Origin of the sequence: Paenibacillus plantarum (assembly GCF_013141695.1) — a bacterium.
Lineage (GTDB): Bacteria > Bacillota > Bacilli > Paenibacillales > NBRC-103111 > Paenibacillus_E > Paenibacillus_E plantarum.
Window position 1 is genome coordinate 1 of sequence record NZ_WHNY01000012.1, and the last position, 16754, is coordinate 16754.

Sequence of the window (16754 nt, forward strand, 5' to 3'; positions counted from 1 at the left end):
ACTGCTAGGTTAAGGTTCCCATTTTTAACACGTTTCGTATAGTCGCATTCTTCATTGTTAGGGATCCTGGGATCGCAAAATGGAGGCGAAGGATATGAGCCTAATTCAAATTGATCATGTCTGTAAGCAATATGTGATGGGTGGGGAAACGATTCGCGCGCTGGATGATGTGTCATTAGTAATTGAACAAGGAGAATTTGTCGCGATTATGGGGCCTTCAGGTTCGGGGAAGTCGACGCTGATGAACATCATCGGGTGTTTAGATGTGTCTGACACGGGATCGTACGTTCTTGACGGCAAAGCGATTAACCAGATGAAGGATTGGCAGCTAGCCGAGATACGGAATCGGAAAATCGGATTCGTGTTTCAAAACTTTAATTTACTACCCCGATTAAGTGCATATGAGAACGTAGAGTTGCCTTTAATTTATCGGGGGATGACGCGGAGAGAACGAGAGCCACTTGTTTTGAAAGCTTTGGAAGCCGTCGATTTGGTGGATCGCAGGAAGCATCTGCCTTCGGAGTTGTCTGGCGGGCAGCAGCAGCGGGTTGCGATTGCACGAACGCTCGCAGGAGATCCTGCGATTATTTTGGCGGATGAACCGACTGGTGCACTGGATTCAAAGACGGGGATTGAGATTATGGATATATTTAAGAGGTTGAATGAGCAGGGTAGGACAATAATTGTGATTACGCATGACCATGCGATAGCGCAGCAGGCGAAGCGGGTAGTGAGGTTTCGGGATGGGCGGTTGTTAGAGAGTGTTTAGAATAAGATGGTGAAGACCGGGACTCCATGGGATATATGTGGGGTTCTGTTTTTTATGTCGGAAAAACTGGTGTTATTCTTTCACTCTTCAGTGAGGGAGGCCTCTTATATTATCGGTGAGAAGGGAATGAGGTTGTGGTGCAAAGCTCTAATTCATGATAACGTAATCGATAATGTAGTCATGGGATGGAGCAACTTATTTTGGAAACCAAATTGGATTTATTTAAATGGAAGCAATATGAATCAGCAATCATTTTACTAACCGTGAGATGGTATTTAAAATATAGTTTAAGCTATCGAGACATCGTAGAAATGATGAGCGAGCGTGGTTTAAAGATATCCCAAACAACGATCATGAAATGGATCCATGAGCTTGGACCCGAAATAGATAAACGAATCCGCAGCTAGTTGAAACCCTCAAACGATTCGTGGCGTACGGACGAAACCTACAAAGGTCAATGGAAGTATTTATATCGGGCAGTTGATTCTATGGGGAAAATCGTGATATGACGGCAGCCAAGCGTTTCTTTACAAAGGCTTTGTCCTCGCCACATAATCAAATACCTCGTGTGATCACTTTGGATAAAAAAACCGGCATATCCACCAGCCATACAAGAATTAATAAATGAAAAAGCCTTACCAAAAGAAACCTTGATTAGACAGACAAAGTATCTAAACAACCTTGTGGAGCAAGATCATCGGTTCATAAAGAAAATCACAAAACCAAATCTCGGTTTCAAATCGTTTCTTACAGCGGATCAAACGTTAAAGGGAATTGAGGCTTTACATATGATAAGGAAAGGGCAGGTCGGAAATAATTCGTCTGTCCTCTCTGATGTTGAATGGCTCAATAAAATATTTGGTATTGTGGCATAGTTAATTACAATTTAATGGGTAATTGCTGTCTCTTTTAATTTTTGCACCACAACCTAGCTGCGTAATAGAAAACGAATCAAAGCCCCACAGCCGTATCTGCTGTGGGGTTTTACTTTAAAGGTTATTTTGAGTAGCATACATGAATAATTATTTACCTTGCTTCGTGTTCACAACGTCAAGTCGTAATAGAAAATGGATTACCCGTTGCATGCTTCGATGATAATCCTCTCTAGCATCTGTTCGTGCACGAATCAAGTCGCGAAGCGCCTCATCATCGCGGCTAGGTACATACACAGCGGTTGTTAATTCTCCCGCTCGAAACAGTTGCGCTAGACGCTTTGTATCTCGATACAGCTCATATCCCGTAGGGCCAGCTTCATAACAAATTTCGAGTGTTGTATCTGCTTTGGATAATTGCTTGATCAGCTTGCGAACTGATTCCGGCTTGTGTGCAATCGTCCCCCAATACCGAGGTGCTTCTCGCCCCTCATCCGCGAAGGCAACAGCAATTATATCTTTAGACACATCTAATACTTCATCTATTTCGGGCCCAAATTCATGGATGAGAAGATGAAAATTGGCTTGCAAGCCGCTCAGCTTGTTAAGACGGGTGATTCGATTTTTCTGGATGGGGGTTCAATAACACTGCAGGTAGCCAGATATTTGAAGCCAGAAATGAATATTACCGTTGTTACAAATGCCCTGAATATTGCCGCGGAGCTTCAAGGAAAGCAAATATCCACGATTGTAGTTGGAGATGGATCACACAAAGTATGGCATGAGGGATTTGGGGATTTGTTTCGTTCGCATCATTGAATACTGTAGATCGAATTATCTCAGATCGCAGCCCTGAGGCGGAATTGATGGATATTCTAAAGGAAGCCTCTGTAGAAATCGCAGTAAGCTGCTAAACGACTGTTGTCAAACGAAACATTTTCTTGATGTATGCTACTGCAGAAAGGACAGAGGAATGATTGCATTCGATCTGCCCTTTTTTTGTCATATTCATGACTGCTATTACAGCAATTGTTTTGGTATGTGGCACAGTTTAAGAGAATGTATCAGCTAACGCTTGAGGGGATTCTAGACCTAACCAGAATAAACTCATTTCTGCGCTCAATTCATCCGCTGAAATAGTATGAAATAGTTCACGTAGAAAATAATTGTTCTGCATAAGGGATCCTTCGATATTTAATGCATACAAAGATTGTTTGTCCCTAATCGACGTGTTTATTTTCTCTTTGACGGAAAGGAACGGCGAATTCAAACAGAAAGAAGCTTGTACTTCGTCATCAAGGGAAATCTTGATAAATGCTTCTGCCAGCTGCACAGCGCTGCAATCTTTAGGAATCATTAATGCGCTAGCTTGCAATAGAGTGGCCTTTACTTCTCCAAATGGGAGTGGAACTATTTGGGGTTCGAATCCAATGTTTTTATCTTTCCAAGTTGACATTTCTAGAGTTGTCGTCAGAACCATCGCTGATTTTCCACTGACAAATGGGTTTTTCGGTCCTGGCATCTCCGTATAAACGGTAGCGATCCGTTTGCGAAAAAATAAGTCCTGAATGAGTAAAAGTGATTTTTGGATGATATCTTTTTGGGCTGCCTTTTCTAATGTATTTAAGCCATTCTGTAAGGCAAATACGGGCCAACGTGTTAAATAAGGGAAGATGGAAAATCCATATTGGACAATAACGCCATCTTCCGATTTAGTCAATCTCTCGGCAGCGTCGATGAAGTCTGCTAATTTCCAATTTTCATTAGGCGGTTGTATGCCATTTAATTCGAACATGACAGGATTATACACTAAAAAAACGGGCGTAAAGGTAACCGGGGCTGCTTTGATTTCATCGTTAAGGCGGTAATAATTTAAGATTTTGGGATAAATTGTTTCAGTATAATCGGTTAGAACTGGTGATAGATCCATAAAAGCGTCCATTGTTTCTGCTTCTGTAAATTGCAGGTCGGACGAAAGTATGATATCAGCATTTAAGCCGATATCGCAGCTTTGACGGAAGGATTCCCAGAAATTATCTCTTGGTAAATGGACGATCTTTACATCCACATTTGGATACTTTTGTTGAAAAGCTTTAATAATTTGTGGCAGACCATAGTCAACGAAGTAAGCGGGAGCTGGCGAAGCAATGCGCAAAGTCTTCCGTTTGGACGGCTCAATAACCAAATCTAGTGGAACCATTGTACCCAGTCCGACCTTTTTCGTGATGAGCATTTCTTTTTGCAATAAATCCAACGCTTTCCTGACCGAATTCCGGCTCAATTTATAATATTTACATAAGTCACTTTCAGGAAGCAAATATTCTCCTGGTTTAATAAAGCCGGAAATAATTTGTCCCTTCAATGTATTGTAAAGTGTCGTATATAGAAAATCACTTTCTCGGCGCATAAAAAGACTCCATTCCTCTCTGAACTAGCAGTAGTTTAAATATATAACTATTCTATCCATACAGTAAATATTTGTATTTGGTTTTCAAAATTATTATTGACAACTTATAATATCCCACCTAATATTATGGTATAGGTAAGGTACATATACCTTTGATTTTATCACAATTATCCCATTCTGCATAGGGAGATGTGGTGAGATGAAGTAAGAAAACGGTTGAGATTTGGAAGTGCCAAAAACTATTTTGGAGGGGAAAAATCAATGCGTAAATTATCAGGGGTCTTATCGGTTGTTTTATTATTAAGTATGTTTTTATCTGCATGCAGTAAGGAGAAAGAGATTGTAAGCGCTTCCTCAAAAGAAGTTCCTATCAAATTATGGATTTATCCAATGATGAATGGGAAAAACGGGGATGGGAACGGAAATCCAGACGATTGGGCCAAAGAGTATGCGCGTCAATTCAAAGAAAAACATCCGAATGTGAATGTTTCTGTAGAACTGCTTGATTGGGCAGGAGGAACAGAGAAAATTGATGTTTCCATAGCGGCTGGGTCACCACCGGATCTTGTATATACGATTAATAATTTCGGCGGGGTAACGAAATATGGGAAAATGGGAGTATTGGAGCCTATTGATCCTTTCCTTGAGAAAGCGGATTGGGATGATTATTCGGAAGCGGTAAAGGGAGCGATGAAGTACAAAGATAAAACGTATTTATGGCCATGGTTGAAATTGGTGTCAGGCATCGCTATTAATATGGATCTGTTTAAAGAAAGAAATGCTGTGGAGTTACTCCCACTCCAACGTCCTCTTAGGGATTGGACATTCGAAGAGTTTACTAAAGCAGCTCAAGCTACGACATTCAGCAGAAGCAACGGCAGCAAGCCTGATGTTTATGGCACTGGGGTATGGGCAAAGGATGCGCCATACTACATGTATTTCAATGGCGTGGCCAATGGAGGCAATGTGACGAATAGCAGCTTTGACAAAACGACGATTACAGATGCCAAATTTGTTGAAGGTGTTCAATTTAGTGTCGACTTGGCAAATAAGTACAAAGTATCGCCACCAGGAGCAGCGGGACTTACTGTAACCAATGTGAATGACATGTTTTTAAATCAACAAGTTGCAATGTATCCGAGTTTTTCTAACATTGCGGATCAAGTAAAGAAAGCACCGAAGCCGTTTGAGGTTGCCTTTGTCGCTTCACCTCATGGTCCGGGTCAAGAGACAACAGCTTGGAACAATGTAGGTGGATTTATTGCTTTTAAGCAGAAGGATGAAGAGAAGAAAAAGCTCGTCATGGAATTTGCCAAGTTCATTACGAACACGGAGAACTCCAAAATTGTAAAGACAATTGCTGTTTTTCCCGCACGAAATTCAACGGGCAATTTATATGGTGATGATCCGGTTATGAGTTATTTTGATAAACTGTCCAACTATGGTAATTCTCTGTTCTCCAGAGCGTTTGGTATGGCACCTGTTGCCGACTGGGAAATCGAATTTCAAGCTAATTTGACGGGTGCGAGATCTGTTAAAGATAGTTTAGGTAATCTTGAAAAAACGATTCAAAAAGAATTGAAATAGGAAGTAGATCCGGCATTTGGAGCGGTGAAAGTTGAAAAACTACTGATCCGCTCTAATTTTGCTAGTTAGGAGAAGTCTAATGTCTCGTTTCCGCACGTACATTCCTGCTTATCTGTTTTTATTGCCATCGTGCTTGTTGTTCTTTTGCTTCATGTTTCTACCTATTTTTAAAGGGGTACAATTAAGTTTTCAAAAATGGACGGTTGCCGGATATGAGTGGGTAGGTTTGGCCAATTATCAAAAGATATTCGCAGACCCTTCATTCTGGAAATCTCTCTATATTACTGGCGTCTATGCCTTGGTTACAGTCTTATTGGGGCTATTCATATCTTTACTCGCTGCTTTTTTGATCGACCCATTATCTAGCAAGGTACAGGGATTTTTCAAAGCAGCTTTTTATTTGCCAAGTGTTGCACCGATTGTGATTGTATCCATTCTGTGGGGGTGGCTGTACAACCCATCTTTCGGAATATTCAATTATATATTAGATAAGTTTCATCTAGAGCCTGTTTTATGGCTTGGCGATCCTAACATCGCGCTTATTTCTATCATGATCATGACACTTGCTGTTGGTCAAGGGCCGAATATATTAATACTGGCGGCTTCACTTGGTGGAGTTCCGAAGGATTACCAAGAAGCCGCGCGAATGGATGGCGCGAATCTTATTCAGGAAATTGTTTATATCAAAATACCGATGCTAAAGCCGACTTTAACTTACTTGGTCGTTGTGAATACCGTCGGCTCGTTTCAGGTCTTTGCTCCTATTTATCTCATGACTTCCGGTGGGCCCAATGGATCAACAAAAACAATAGGATATCTTATTTATGAAAATGCGTTTAAAAAATTCGATTTTGGTGTGGCTTCCGCTCAGGCAGTTATTTTGCTGATCCTTGTCATGATCATCGCAGTCATCCAGTTTCGTTCGATGTCGAGCGATCTAGAGTATTAGGAGGAGAAGTAATGCGAAAATTTAATCTGCCGACAATTGGAAGTGTTATGCTCTTAACTCTATGGGCGTTGCTCCTATTGTTTCCTTTTTACTGGATGTTTCTAAATGCGTTCAAACCGACAACTTCTGTTATTCAAACACCTCCGGACTTATCTTGGGTCAACTTAACCATTGGAAATTTCAAAAAGCTCACCTTGGAACCGATAAGTTGGGCTTGGACCTTTAATAGTTTTCTTGTTGCTATTAGTGGGATGATAGGCAATGTGGTTTTATGCTCTATGGCGGGCTATGCTTTTGCCAAAAAGAAGTTTCCAGGAAAAAGGCTGATTTTTTGGTTTATTATCAGCATTATGATGACATCAACACAAGTTATTATGGTTCCACTATTTATGTTGATTCGGGATATGGGTTTATTAAATACCTATTTCGGATTAATTCTACCAATTTTGGTATCACCGTTTGCTGTTTTTCTAACAAAGCAATTCATGCAAACCATCCCTAGCGAGCTTATTTCTTCTGCAAAGATGGATGGCTGTTCGGAGTGGCGCATTTTCTACAGTATTATTCTTCCCATTTCCAAACCTGTGTTGGCTATAGTGGCTATTTTTGGTTTCATTACACAATGGAATGATTTCCTTTGGCCGCTTTTGGCGACGGAGTCACGCGATATGAGGACTTTACAGGTTGGTCTTGCATCCATGCAATTGCAAAATGTAGATTATGGGTTGGTTCTCGCTGGTTCCGTATGGACAATGATTCCTGTTATTGTTTTGTTTGTTTCGTTTCAACGCTTTTTTGTCAGAGGCATTACGATTGGTGCAGTAAAAGGCTAAAGGGGCAAGAAGGGGGCAGTTCATATGATCATTACCGTTCCGACGAACTATTATAAACAGTTCGATGCTGATTTTACGATGGAAGTTCCAGGAGAAGGATATGGTGGTTGGAAGAAAACTGATCTGGAACTGAATACAGAACGAACGGCACTTGTCGTCTTACATGCTTGGGATGTTGGCACACTGGAGCAATTCCCTGGCTGGCATCGAGCAGTAGAGTATTTTCCCAGGGCGGATGAAATTTGTTCGAGTATTTTACCAGAGCTAATGGGTGTATGCAGAAATAACGGAGTTACGGTATTACATGTCATTGAACCGATTGGCTCGTATTATCAAGCTTATCCAGGTTATCACAGAGCAGTAGAGCTCGCTGGCGCAGTGAGCCTGCCTCTTGAACAGATCGAGAAAGACGAAATGTTGCTTAAATTGGAAAAGTTTAAATCAGAAGAAGCTTTTCCAGGGAAGCACAATTTGGAGGATATCGAACGAGGTTTCGGAAGACTAGATATTCCTATGGCTGTAAGACCAGAAGGAAATGAAGGGGTCGCCGCTACATCGGATCAGCTATTTGCTTTATGTAAGGAAAAGGGAATTAATCATTTGATTTATGCGGGGTTTGCTCTTAATGCATGCATTATGCTAAATCCAGGCGGGATGATTGATATGAGGCGAAGGGGAATATTCTGTTCTGCAGTTTCACAGGCTGTAACAGCGGTGGAGAATAAAGAAACGGCTTCTCGGCAATTAGCAAAGGAGCTATCTCTTTGGCAGGTTGCGCTCTTTTTTGGATTTACATACGATGTTGATGATTTGGTTCATGCGATTCAAAATAAGTAAGATTGCTGAATCGCACGGAAAGGAGAAGTTGAAATTGATCGATGCCCACATCCATCTGTCGGGTTCTGATTTGCATCCGGCTACCTTAGCTGAAGGTGAACGTCTAGGAATTCGTCTCTTTATCGGAAGCTGTCTTGGTGAATTTAACTTGCAGCCTTCTTTTGATGAAGTTTATAAAGCAAACAATGATATGGCTGCGGTCATTCGGCGTCATTTGAATCGGGTTTCCGGTTATTGTTACGTTAATCCACGACATGGCGAACAGGCGATTTCTGATTTTCGATCTCGAATTGAAGAAGACTCCATGATTGGAATGAAGCTCTGGGTATCTACTTACTGTAATGATCCTTTGGTATTTCCTTTCGTCGAACAGGCGATTGCCTATCGAGTTCCTATTTTAATTCATACTTGGCGTAAAACGGTTAGTCAACTGCCGTACGAGTCAACAGCTTTTCATATTGCAGATTTGGCTGAACGCTACCCTGAAGCCATAATTATTATGGCACATATGGGGGGGCAGGTTGAAAGCGCAATGAATACAATTGCCCCTTACACGAACGTGAGGGTAGACACATCAGGCACACCCATTGGAGCATCAGAAGTTGCAATTGCAGTAGAACGACTCGGAGCAAATCGTGTGATTTTTGGCTCTGATCTTCCGATAGCTTGTTTAGCGAGCAATATCGGAAAAGTTGTTGGAGCTGGGTTAACTCCAGAACAGCTAGAGCTTATAATGGGTGGTAATATGGAACGAATTCTGGCAGAGGGGATCAGATAGTGCAAACTACAGACATTACGCAATATAAACATGCACTGCCGAGTCTTACAAAACTATTTGCGAAGTTTACGGAACAAAAGGCTATCGATATGACTGCATTTCTGGGTCAATGGCCTACCCGTTACCAGTCTAATGCTTCGCCAGCGGATCTAGTTGTTATGATGGACCATTTGGATTTGGCCGGTGTCTGTGTTAGCCATATTGCTTCCATTCATGGTCATGATACAAGATCGGGAAATGAGGCGTTATTCAGAGAATGCGCAGCAGATAATCGTCTTTGGCCGTTTGCGATCCTCAATCCAACAGAACCTGGATGGGAGGAAGAATTGGTATGGGTCGCCAGTAGTGGTGCATATGGTGTTCGTTTGTTGCCAGGGTTTCATCATTATGATCTGGACAATCCGGAAGCAAGGGAGCTTGTTCAGGCTGTTCGCCTAGCAGGACTTCCCCTGCAAGTATGCTTACGATTACAGGACGAAAGGTTGCAGCACTTACGCTATCAAGTGGAGTCTGTTCCGATTCATATGGTTGCAAATCTAGCGATAGACCTTGATGGTCACCCCTTGCTTATAAGTGGAGTACGTGAATATGAGTGGGATGAAATTTGGATGCAATTGCCCGCCGGGCTACGACGAGAGCATATCTTTTTTGATCTTTGGTACTGCAAAAGCCCATTAGCTGTAATCGCTTCCCTATGCCAACGCGGTGGGGCGAGTTCGTTTGTATATGGTTCTTGTGCTCCGTTGCATATACCAGAAGCGACCGTATTACAATTGGCCGTCGCTGAAATTTCTGAAGAGGAACGTTATGCCTTAAGTCGTGGTAATGCTTTGCGTTTTCTCGGCTTGTCGAAACTAATAAAAACTGCTGAGGAATAGGGAGGAAGCCTGGTGAAAGCAGCAAAAAGCGAAAACGGAAATGTCGCGATTGTCGATATTTTACTACCTGAGCTTTCAGATACATCTATTCTGGTACAGACGGAATATTCAGCTCTCAGTTCTGGAACCGAGCTTATGGTTATCCAACAAAAGCTCAATACTTTTCTAGGGTACAGTGCAACTGGAATAGTTCTTGAGGTAGGTTCCGGTATTAAACATATAAAGATTGGCCAACGAATAGCAAGTTATGGTGTACCGTCTCATGCTGAGTATTTTATGGCAAACAAGCACCACGTTTCTATCGTTCCAGAGCATGTCGACCCTCAGGAAGCAGCCTTCGCAGGTATTGCGACAATTGCGATCCAGGCTTTGCGACAAGCAGATTTGCATTTTGGCGAGTCAGTTGTCGTATTAGGACTCGGATTGTTGGGGCAGATGGTTGCGCAAATTGCCCAGGCAGCAGCCTATCATGTCATTGGTGTAGATCTGATGGAAGAACGTTGTGCTGTTGCTGAACATATGGGCATACATGTTGCTTGTCGTTCCAACGATGAAGTAAAGGAATCTATAGATCAACTAACCGATGGCAAGGGAGTAGACTGTGTCATTATTTGTGCAAGCTCCAAAACCCATCGGCTCATTGATCAGGGGTTGGCGTGGATTCGAGATCGAGGGAAAATTGTCATTCTGGGAGATACAGATACGGAGTTTGACCGCAATGCCATGTTTTATAAAGAAGCACAGATTACAATTTCAAGAGCTGGTGGACCGGGACGTTATGATGAGTCTTATGAGAAACAAGGTCATGATTATCCTTACGGCTACGTTCGCTGGACGATGAATCGCAATTTAGGCGAATTTATTCGGTTGCTTTCTGAACATAAATTGAATCTGAAGCCACTGATTACAGGGATTTATAAACTGGAAGAGATCGAAAATGTATATGCAGCTACGCAAAACTCTCCCCAATTCTCGATGGGAAATTTGATTGCATTCTAATTCCAAGAAACGGAAAAAATGAAAAACTGGACAAAGGTAGGGATGACGTTGAAAGTGCTTGCAATTGGTTGCCACCCGGATGATATTGAAATTAGTTGTGCAGGTACGTTAGCCAAATATAAGAAACTGGGGCATGACGTTATCTTATGTCATGTTGCTAACGGCAACAAAGGGCATTTGATCATTCCAACCGAAGATTTAAGGGATATTAGGAAGAATGAAGCGATATCTTCCGGTAAGGTTATAGATGCAGAAGTAATCAGTCTGGATATGCCCGATCTTGAAATTTACGGGGATGATAAGAGAGCTAGGGATACAGTAGTGGACGTCATTCGCTATGTAAAACCGGATATCATCATTACGCATTATCCAGATGATTATATGCCTGACCATGTTGCTGTAAGTAAGCTCGTCTTCGATGCGAGTTTCTCGGCATCAGTCCCTTATTATAAGACTAGTCATGAGGCTCATACGCTTAACACACCAATTTACTATATGGATACCTTAGCAGGCATACGCTTCAACCCTGAAGATTACGTGGATATTACCGAGACGATGGAATTAAAGCTGCAGATGCTGAATCAACATCAAAGTCAAATGAAATGGTTGCTAGAGCACGATAACATTGACCTCAGCGAGTTTGTTACGGCGGGATCCCGGTTCCGAGGACTGCAGTGCGGAGTAAAATATGCAGAAGGATTTATTCCTTGCCGCGTATGGGGCAAGGTGAGGACAGGTCATTTATTACCTTAATGTAAATGGTAAATTACAATGATATTAGATTTGGAGAGGTGCTAGTCATATGGATTTTTTAACGACAGTTAAAGGTTCGCTAATGGAAGGTTTTTTCCCTCAGGGATGGGATTTACGTAAAATCGATGAATGCTGCGATCAAGCACCGGAGACAATTACAGATCGACAGCCGTTCTGGCATAAGGGATTTATGCCAGTGGTTTGTAACGATGTAACAGAATTTGATATGAAGATGGGTCATGAAATTGCCAAGGAAATTCGTAGGAGTAAGGAAATGGGACAAAAGCTGGCAATCATTTTGCCAGTGGGACCAATGGGAATGTATAAATGGGCAGTTTATTTCTTGCAGGAATGGAACATTGATGCTCGTCATGTATATGGCTTTAATATGGACGAGTGGAGTGATCGTGAAGGGAACACATTAGAGTCAACAGATCCCGGTTCTTTCCAATATGCCATGGAGCAAGCATTTTATGGTCCATTGGGCTCATTGACGGTCCCTGTTTCTCAGCGTAATTTTGCTACTAAAGAGAACCTTCCAACCTACCTGGATAAAATTGCGGAGTTAAAAAGTGAGGGAGGGAGACTTATCGTTGTTTTTGGGATTGGCCGGATGTGTCACATTGCCTTTTGGGAGCCACATTTTGCAGCAGAATATGAGTCTGTGGATCTCTGGCGAAAGGCGACGCATCGGCTAGGGGGAAAACTCCATCCGCTGACCATTGAACAGAACGCGATTACAAGCTTCAAAAGTCGAACAACACTAGTTCCCTGTTATGCCAATACAATTGGTCCTGGATTATTCCTTTTAGCGGATCAAATTATTGGAGGCTGCGACGGAATATTCGGAAGAGGCATGCAATGGCAAGGTATGTCGTTATGGACGACCTTGAGGTACGGTCCTGATCCATGGATTCCTTCGACTTATATGCCGACATTGCCTGGAAAATTATTTTTTATGAAAGATTTGGCTGGCCCGTTAGTTGCAGAATGCAATTAAAGTTCTTATATTTTAGTTTGGAATGAAGACAAAGAAAAGAAAGGAACATCGCGATAACAGGATTGACGTTGGTTAATTGGTATAGGTCTGGCACATATTCCATTCGTTACTTAGTTGTCTAATGACACAACATATGTAAAATTTTAATGGATAATGGAGGTGTTGAGCATGATCAAGTCAGCCAGGGTTGCGAGATTTGTTTTATCCGTTTTTGTGGTTTTCTTCTGCTTTACTCTTTTCCTTCCATCGGCTCATGCGCTCAACTATGATGTCACTACGAAAGCTTCGTTCGATGCGCTTGATAGTTCCATCAACGGCGGAAATGGCATTATTAAGCCGAACGATGAAGGAACGAGCGACTTGGCATGGGTGGAAGGTCCCATTCTTGCTTCTTACATATCGATGTTCAAGCAATATGGGGATACGGCCTATTTGAACAAGTTTATCGCACAAGCGGATCAAGTATTGAATCAAAGGGATTCGCTTCGCGGCAAAAGCGATTATCGCGGACTGTCGGAACCTACATGGCCAGCCGCTACACGTTTTACTTCAGGCTCAGCCACGCTGTTGGATGCAAACGGCGTACCTACATTGGAAGTCAGAAGCTCTCTTCTCTTCGACTCTTCAGAGAATGAAGTGAAAATCTCGTCCGGAACGAATCCGAATACGTTCAAGCTGGAGGCGTATACGCGAGTCAGCTCGATCGCCGCGGGAGGACTGCATTCCGCAGCCGTAAATTCGACCGGAAGAGTATGGAATTCAGGCAATAACTATTACGGCCAATTGGCGTTCGGTACGGCAAACCAAAGCCTGCCTTTTCCCGCGGACGGCGTTATTGACTACTATAATGTACTCGATGTCGCCAAAGCTGTTTCAGCCGGAGAATTTCACAGCTTGGCTTTGAAAACGAACGGAACCGTGCTGAGCTGGGGATATAACGCCTACGGTCAATTAGGGGATGGTTCGACGATCAATCGCTCAAGCGCGGTAATCGTCAGCGGTTTAGCGAATGTGACCCAAATAGCTGCCGGTTATTATCACAATCTGGCTCTCAAATCGGACGGGACCGTTTGGAGCTGGGGGTATAACAACAGCGGCCAGCTTGGCGATAATTCGCTAGTCAACCGAGCAATCCCCGCACAAATAGGCTCGTTAACGGGCGTCATCGCCATAGCAGCGGGTGGTTATCATAGCCTGGCCTTGAAATCTGACGGAACCGTATGGACCTGGGGGTCCAATCCATTTGGACAGTTGGGCGACGGAACGACTACCGACCGTTTGACGCCCGTACAAGTGAGTGTTCTGTCGAATATTACCGGCTTATCCGGCGGATTGGGACACAGTTTAGCGGTGAAAAACGATGGTACGGTTTGGAGCTGGGGATTGAATGCGAATGGCCAATTAGGCAACGGAACGACAGGCTCCGCGAGTTCGCCCGTTCAAGTCAGCTCGCTGAGCGGAGTGGTTCAAGTTGCTGCTGGAGGTTATCATAGCCTGGCTCTGAAATCTGACAACACGGTATGGTCTTGGGGGGCCAATGATGTAGGGCAGCTTGGCGATGGCACGACAACGCAGCGATTGACCCGGGTTCAAGTCGCTGGATTGACCGCGAATACCATTGCTGCAGGGAAACAGCATAACATGGCGATCACCTACGATTACCGAGCCGCTGCATGGGGGAAGAACGATTATGGGCAGCTAGGCAACAATAGCACAATCAATGTCGGCTCTCCCGTCACCTTCGCCAATATGGAACGTTTGGATACCTTCGATAATCTTACGATGGATCCGGCCAGCCCGAACTATGCGGTGAAGAGAGTAAGGGCTGGGGCTCATTGTACATTCGACGGCCTGACGAACGGCATATCCGTCAAGGATCTGGCTTCCTCTTCGCCGCTTGCGAGCCGAAATCCGGTGAACGACTTGAAGAGCTTCGTACCGCTCCGCATGAGCTTCCCAGTTCATACCGGCTTGTTAACGTACCCTATGGCCACGTTTGCGCGAGTTGTCTACAATACGCCAGCATTGAACGGAAATCCGACATATAAAGCCGCGGCTGATCGGTACTTCCAGGCCGCATGGGATGCGGCTTCCGCACATGAATACCAATGGGTGGAGAATGCGGCTAACGAAGGCTGGTTCATCTATCCGAAGGGTGCCCCGATGTTTGTTGACGGTTCGGAAAACCAGTTCAATCATTATCTCAGCCTCGGCAAAACGTATGTGGAATTGTCGCAAATTCCAGGCCCGCACCAAGCGGAAGCTTTGAATAAAGCGACAAGGATGGCGAACAGGTATAAAAACGATTTGACCTGGGATGACGTGAATGACGCATATGTTTGGACGTATTACCCTAAACAAAGCGCAACGTATATGGGCTGGGATGAACGAACAAGTACTGCAATCAATCATGAAAACAATTCATGTTGGACTGCAGATCATGATATCAACAAAATTCCTTATGCCGGGATAGAATTGGATTTTGCGGTTCTGGCCTACGATAACGGCATTGTATTCGATGAAAAAGATATGCAGCGGTTTGTCCATACGTTCACGCGAAACGTGCTTACTTACGACGGAAGCGGTATGCCGAAGCTGAATTTTGCAGTTGATGGCTCGGGGGGGATAGCTCCCCCGACTCAGGAAGTTTTCGCTACGCAATGGATGAAGACGGCTCCATGGGACGATACGATATTTCATATGTACCGAAAGCTGTACTCTTCGCACTCTTCCGTCGCATCGCTCGCGCACTTGGCCCATTTTAACGAGTTTGCCCGCATAGCTGCAACCAAAGGAACCATATGGACATGGGGGAATAACATCTTTGGACAGCTTGGTGATGGAACGACGACACATCGGTCTTCGGCAAGTGCACTTCCTTTGCAGGGCACGACTCAAATCTCTTCCGGCGAATACCATACGGTGGGATTGAACGCTAACGGCACGGTATCCGCTTGGGGCTATAACGCATACGGTCAATTGGGAGACGGAACGACGGTTAACCGCTCGGTGCCCGTTCTCGTAAACGCGATGACGGATATTATATCGGTGAAATCCGGTCATTATCACAGTTTGGCACTCAAATCGGACGGAACGGTCTGGAGCTGGGGCTTTAATAATAGCGGACAGCTTGGAGACGGGACGACGGTTAACCACAGCAATCCCGTTCAGGTTGCCGGCTTAAGCAATGTCGTGGCAATCGCGGCAGGCGGTTACCACAGCCTTGCGTTGAAATCGGACGGTTCTTTATGGACTTGGGGTTCGAACACCGCCGGTCAGCTTGGAGATAACACAACGGCTAGTCGCTTAACGCCCGTACAAGTGACGAGCATGTCCGATATTGTAGCCATTGATGCGAGCGTTGGACACAGCATGGCTTTGAAAAAGGACGGAACGGTTTGGACATGGGGATTTAACAATAGTGGACAGTTGGGCGACGGCACCACAATCAACCGCAGCATACCGGTTCAAACTGCAGGTCTCGATAAGGTTACGGCTATTGCCGCAGGTGGCTATCATAGCGTAGCTTTGAAGACAAACGGAACTGTGTTTACATGGGGAGCCAACGACAAAGGCCAAATAGGGGATGGGACGAATATCGGCCGGACTTCGCCTGTTCAAGTGACGAATCTGACCGATGTGAAGACGATCGGAGCAGGGCTCTATCATAGTGCGGCGGCCAAATACAACGGCGGTTCTTTGTGGGCATGGGGCGATAACAGTTTCGGGCAATTGGGAGATGGAACGACGGTCAATCGCAATGCGCCTGTTCAGACAGCCGGCATAAATGGGATTATGCGCGTTGAAGGCGGGGCTTATTCGACATCCGCATTCCAATTTGCGAGATAGACGTTTTGACTTCTATACGGAAAGCAAAGAGGCGGATAACCCTCCAACCTGTTAATGCGGGTTGGAGGGTTTACATTGGGAAGTAGTTACGCTAACAGAATAAATAAGAAAATATACGTTTACGAGCTAAGGATGAACTATAGATGAACTTAGAAAGAGCTGCCACTTGGCAGCTCTTTGTTCCATTTTAGTGGGATTTACGTTGCTTCGTGTTCACAACCTCAAAAAATTCGACAATACCGG

15 protein-coding genes and 1 pseudogene are annotated in these 16754 nt (G+C 44.0%); 14 read left to right on the plus strand and 2 right to left on the minus strand.

Annotation, left to right across the window (positions count from 1 at the left end):
* Positions 1-94 precede the first annotated feature (94 nt).
* The 3 genes and pseudogenes from GC096_RS04500 (at position 95) to GC096_RS04505 (ending at position 1644) form a co-directional block, all read left to right on the plus strand.
* Positions 95-769 (plus strand): ABC transporter ATP-binding protein, encoded by a 675-nt coding sequence (locus GC096_RS04500; RefSeq protein WP_171629099.1) that lies wholly within the window; start codon positions 95-97, stop codon positions 767-769.
* A 200-nt stretch (positions 770-969) separates the two neighbouring features.
* Entirely contained in the window at positions 970-1176 is a 207-nt protein-coding gene (locus GC096_RS39510) for a hypothetical protein (RefSeq protein WP_376769472.1), read from the plus strand.
* A pseudogene (locus tag GC096_RS04505) lies at positions 1177-1644 on the plus strand (DDE-type integrase/transposase/recombinase).
* Between the two features lie 147 nt (positions 1645-1791).
* On the opposite strand, the gene GC096_RS04510 reads toward GC096_RS04505, so the two are convergent.
* A complete protein-coding gene (locus tag GC096_RS04510) occupies positions 1792-2169 on the minus strand; it encodes a hypothetical protein (protein WP_171629100.1) in 378 nt (125 codons plus the stop codon).
* A 45-nt stretch (positions 2170-2214) separates the two neighbouring features.
* Between GC096_RS04510 and GC096_RS04515 the strand changes: the two genes are divergently transcribed.
* Entirely contained in the window at positions 2215-2460 is a 246-nt protein-coding gene (locus GC096_RS04515; protein ID WP_246302574.1) for a DeoR/GlpR family DNA-binding transcription regulator, read from the plus strand.
* 232 nt (positions 2461-2692) lie between these two features.
* On the opposite strand, the gene GC096_RS04520 is transcribed toward GC096_RS04515, so the two are convergent.
* Complete coding sequence (locus tag GC096_RS04520) at positions 2693-4048, minus strand: extracellular solute-binding protein (RefSeq protein WP_171629102.1); 1356 nt, start codon at positions 4046-4048, stop codon at positions 2693-2695.
* Positions 4049-4309: 261 nt separating this feature from the next.
* Between GC096_RS04520 and GC096_RS04525 the strand changes: the two genes are divergently transcribed.
* The 10 genes from GC096_RS04525 to GC096_RS04570 all read left to right on the plus strand — a co-directional run bounded on the left by GC096_RS04525 (position 4310) and on the right by GC096_RS04570 (position 16511).
* A complete protein-coding gene (locus GC096_RS04525; RefSeq protein WP_171629103.1) occupies positions 4310-5635 on the plus strand; it encodes an ABC transporter substrate-binding protein in 1326 nt (441 codons plus the stop codon).
* 79 nt (positions 5636-5714) lie between these two features.
* Positions 5715-6584, plus strand: coding sequence for a carbohydrate ABC transporter permease (locus tag GC096_RS04530; RefSeq protein ID WP_171629104.1), 870 nt, complete (start codon positions 5715-5717; stop codon positions 6582-6584).
* Between the two features lie 11 nt (positions 6585-6595).
* Positions 6596-7417 carry a carbohydrate ABC transporter permease gene (locus tag GC096_RS04535; protein ID WP_171629105.1) on the plus strand — a complete coding sequence of 274 codons (822 nt, stop codon included), beginning with the start codon at positions 6596-6598 and terminating at the stop codon, positions 7415-7417.
* A gap of 24 nt (positions 7418-7441) precedes the next feature.
* A complete protein-coding gene (locus GC096_RS04540; protein WP_171629106.1) occupies positions 7442-8254 on the plus strand; it encodes a hypothetical protein in 813 nt (270 codons plus the stop codon).
* A complete protein-coding gene (locus GC096_RS04545) occupies positions 8217-9032 on the plus strand; it encodes an amidohydrolase family protein (protein WP_171629107.1) in 816 nt (271 codons plus the stop codon). Before GC096_RS04540 ends, GC096_RS04545 begins: the two co-directional genes overlap by 38 nt.
* Complete coding sequence (locus GC096_RS04550; RefSeq protein ID WP_171629108.1) at positions 9032-9910, plus strand: amidohydrolase family protein; 879 nt, start codon at positions 9032-9034, stop codon at positions 9908-9910. The genes GC096_RS04545 and GC096_RS04550 overlap by 1 nt, the downstream gene beginning before the upstream one ends.
* A gap of 12 nt (positions 9911-9922) precedes the next feature.
* Positions 9923-10909: a zinc-dependent alcohol dehydrogenase gene (locus GC096_RS39300; protein WP_171629109.1), complete on the plus strand. Its 987-nt coding sequence runs from the start codon at positions 9923-9925 to the stop codon at positions 10907-10909.
* A gap of 18 nt (positions 10910-10927) precedes the next feature.
* The gene (locus GC096_RS04560) at positions 10928-11662 is read left to right on the plus strand and encodes a PIG-L deacetylase family protein (RefSeq protein ID WP_171629110.1); all 735 of its coding nucleotides are present in this window, start codon (positions 10928-10930) and stop codon (positions 11660-11662) included.
* A gap of 49 nt (positions 11663-11711) precedes the next feature.
* Positions 11712-12662, plus strand: a complete 951-nt coding sequence (locus tag GC096_RS04565; protein WP_171629111.1) for a sugar phosphate isomerase family — start codon at positions 11712-11714, stop codon at positions 12660-12662.
* Between the two features lie 168 nt (positions 12663-12830).
* Entirely contained in the window at positions 12831-16511 is a 3681-nt protein-coding gene (locus GC096_RS04570) for an RCC1 domain-containing protein (RefSeq protein ID WP_171629112.1), read from the plus strand.
* The last annotated feature ends 243 nt before the right edge of the window (positions 16512-16754 follow it).

Bases quoted from the DNA above. Each gene is read 5' to 3' on its own strand.
- GC096_RS04535 (WP_171629105.1), top strand. From the start codon at position 6,596: ATGCGAAAATTTAATCTGCCGACAATTGGAAGTGTTATGCTCTTAACT.
- GC096_RS04545 (WP_171629107.1), top strand. From the start codon at position 8,217: ATGTTGATGATTTGGTTCATGCGATTCAAAATAAGTAAGATTGCTGAA.
- GC096_RS04520 (WP_171629102.1), bottom strand. From the start codon at position 4,048: ATGCGCCGAGAAAGTGATTTTCTATATACGACACTTTACAATACATTG.
- GC096_RS04525 (WP_171629103.1), top strand. From the start codon at position 4,310: ATGCGTAAATTATCAGGGGTCTTATCGGTTGTTTTATTATTAAGTATG.
- GC096_RS04560 (WP_171629110.1), top strand. From the start codon at position 10,928: ATGAAAAACTGGACAAAGGTAGGGATGACGTTGAAAGTGCTTGCAATT.
- GC096_RS04570 (WP_171629112.1), top strand. From the start codon at position 12,831: ATGATCAAGTCAGCCAGGGTTGCGAGATTTGTTTTATCCGTTTTTGTG.
- GC096_RS04565 (WP_171629111.1), top strand. From the start codon at position 11,712: ATGGATTTTTTAACGACAGTTAAAGGTTCGCTAATGGAAGGTTTTTTC.
- GC096_RS04530 (WP_171629104.1), top strand. From the start codon at position 5,715: ATGTCTCGTTTCCGCACGTACATTCCTGCTTATCTGTTTTTATTGCCA.
- GC096_RS04515 (WP_246302574.1), top strand. From the start codon at position 2,215: ATGAAAATTGGCTTGCAAGCCGCTCAGCTTGTTAAGACGGGTGATTCG.
- GC096_RS04500 (WP_171629099.1), top strand. From the start codon at position 95: ATGAGCCTAATTCAAATTGATCATGTCTGTAAGCAATATGTGATGGGT.
- GC096_RS04540 (WP_171629106.1), top strand. From the start codon at position 7,442: ATGATCATTACCGTTCCGACGAACTATTATAAACAGTTCGATGCTGAT.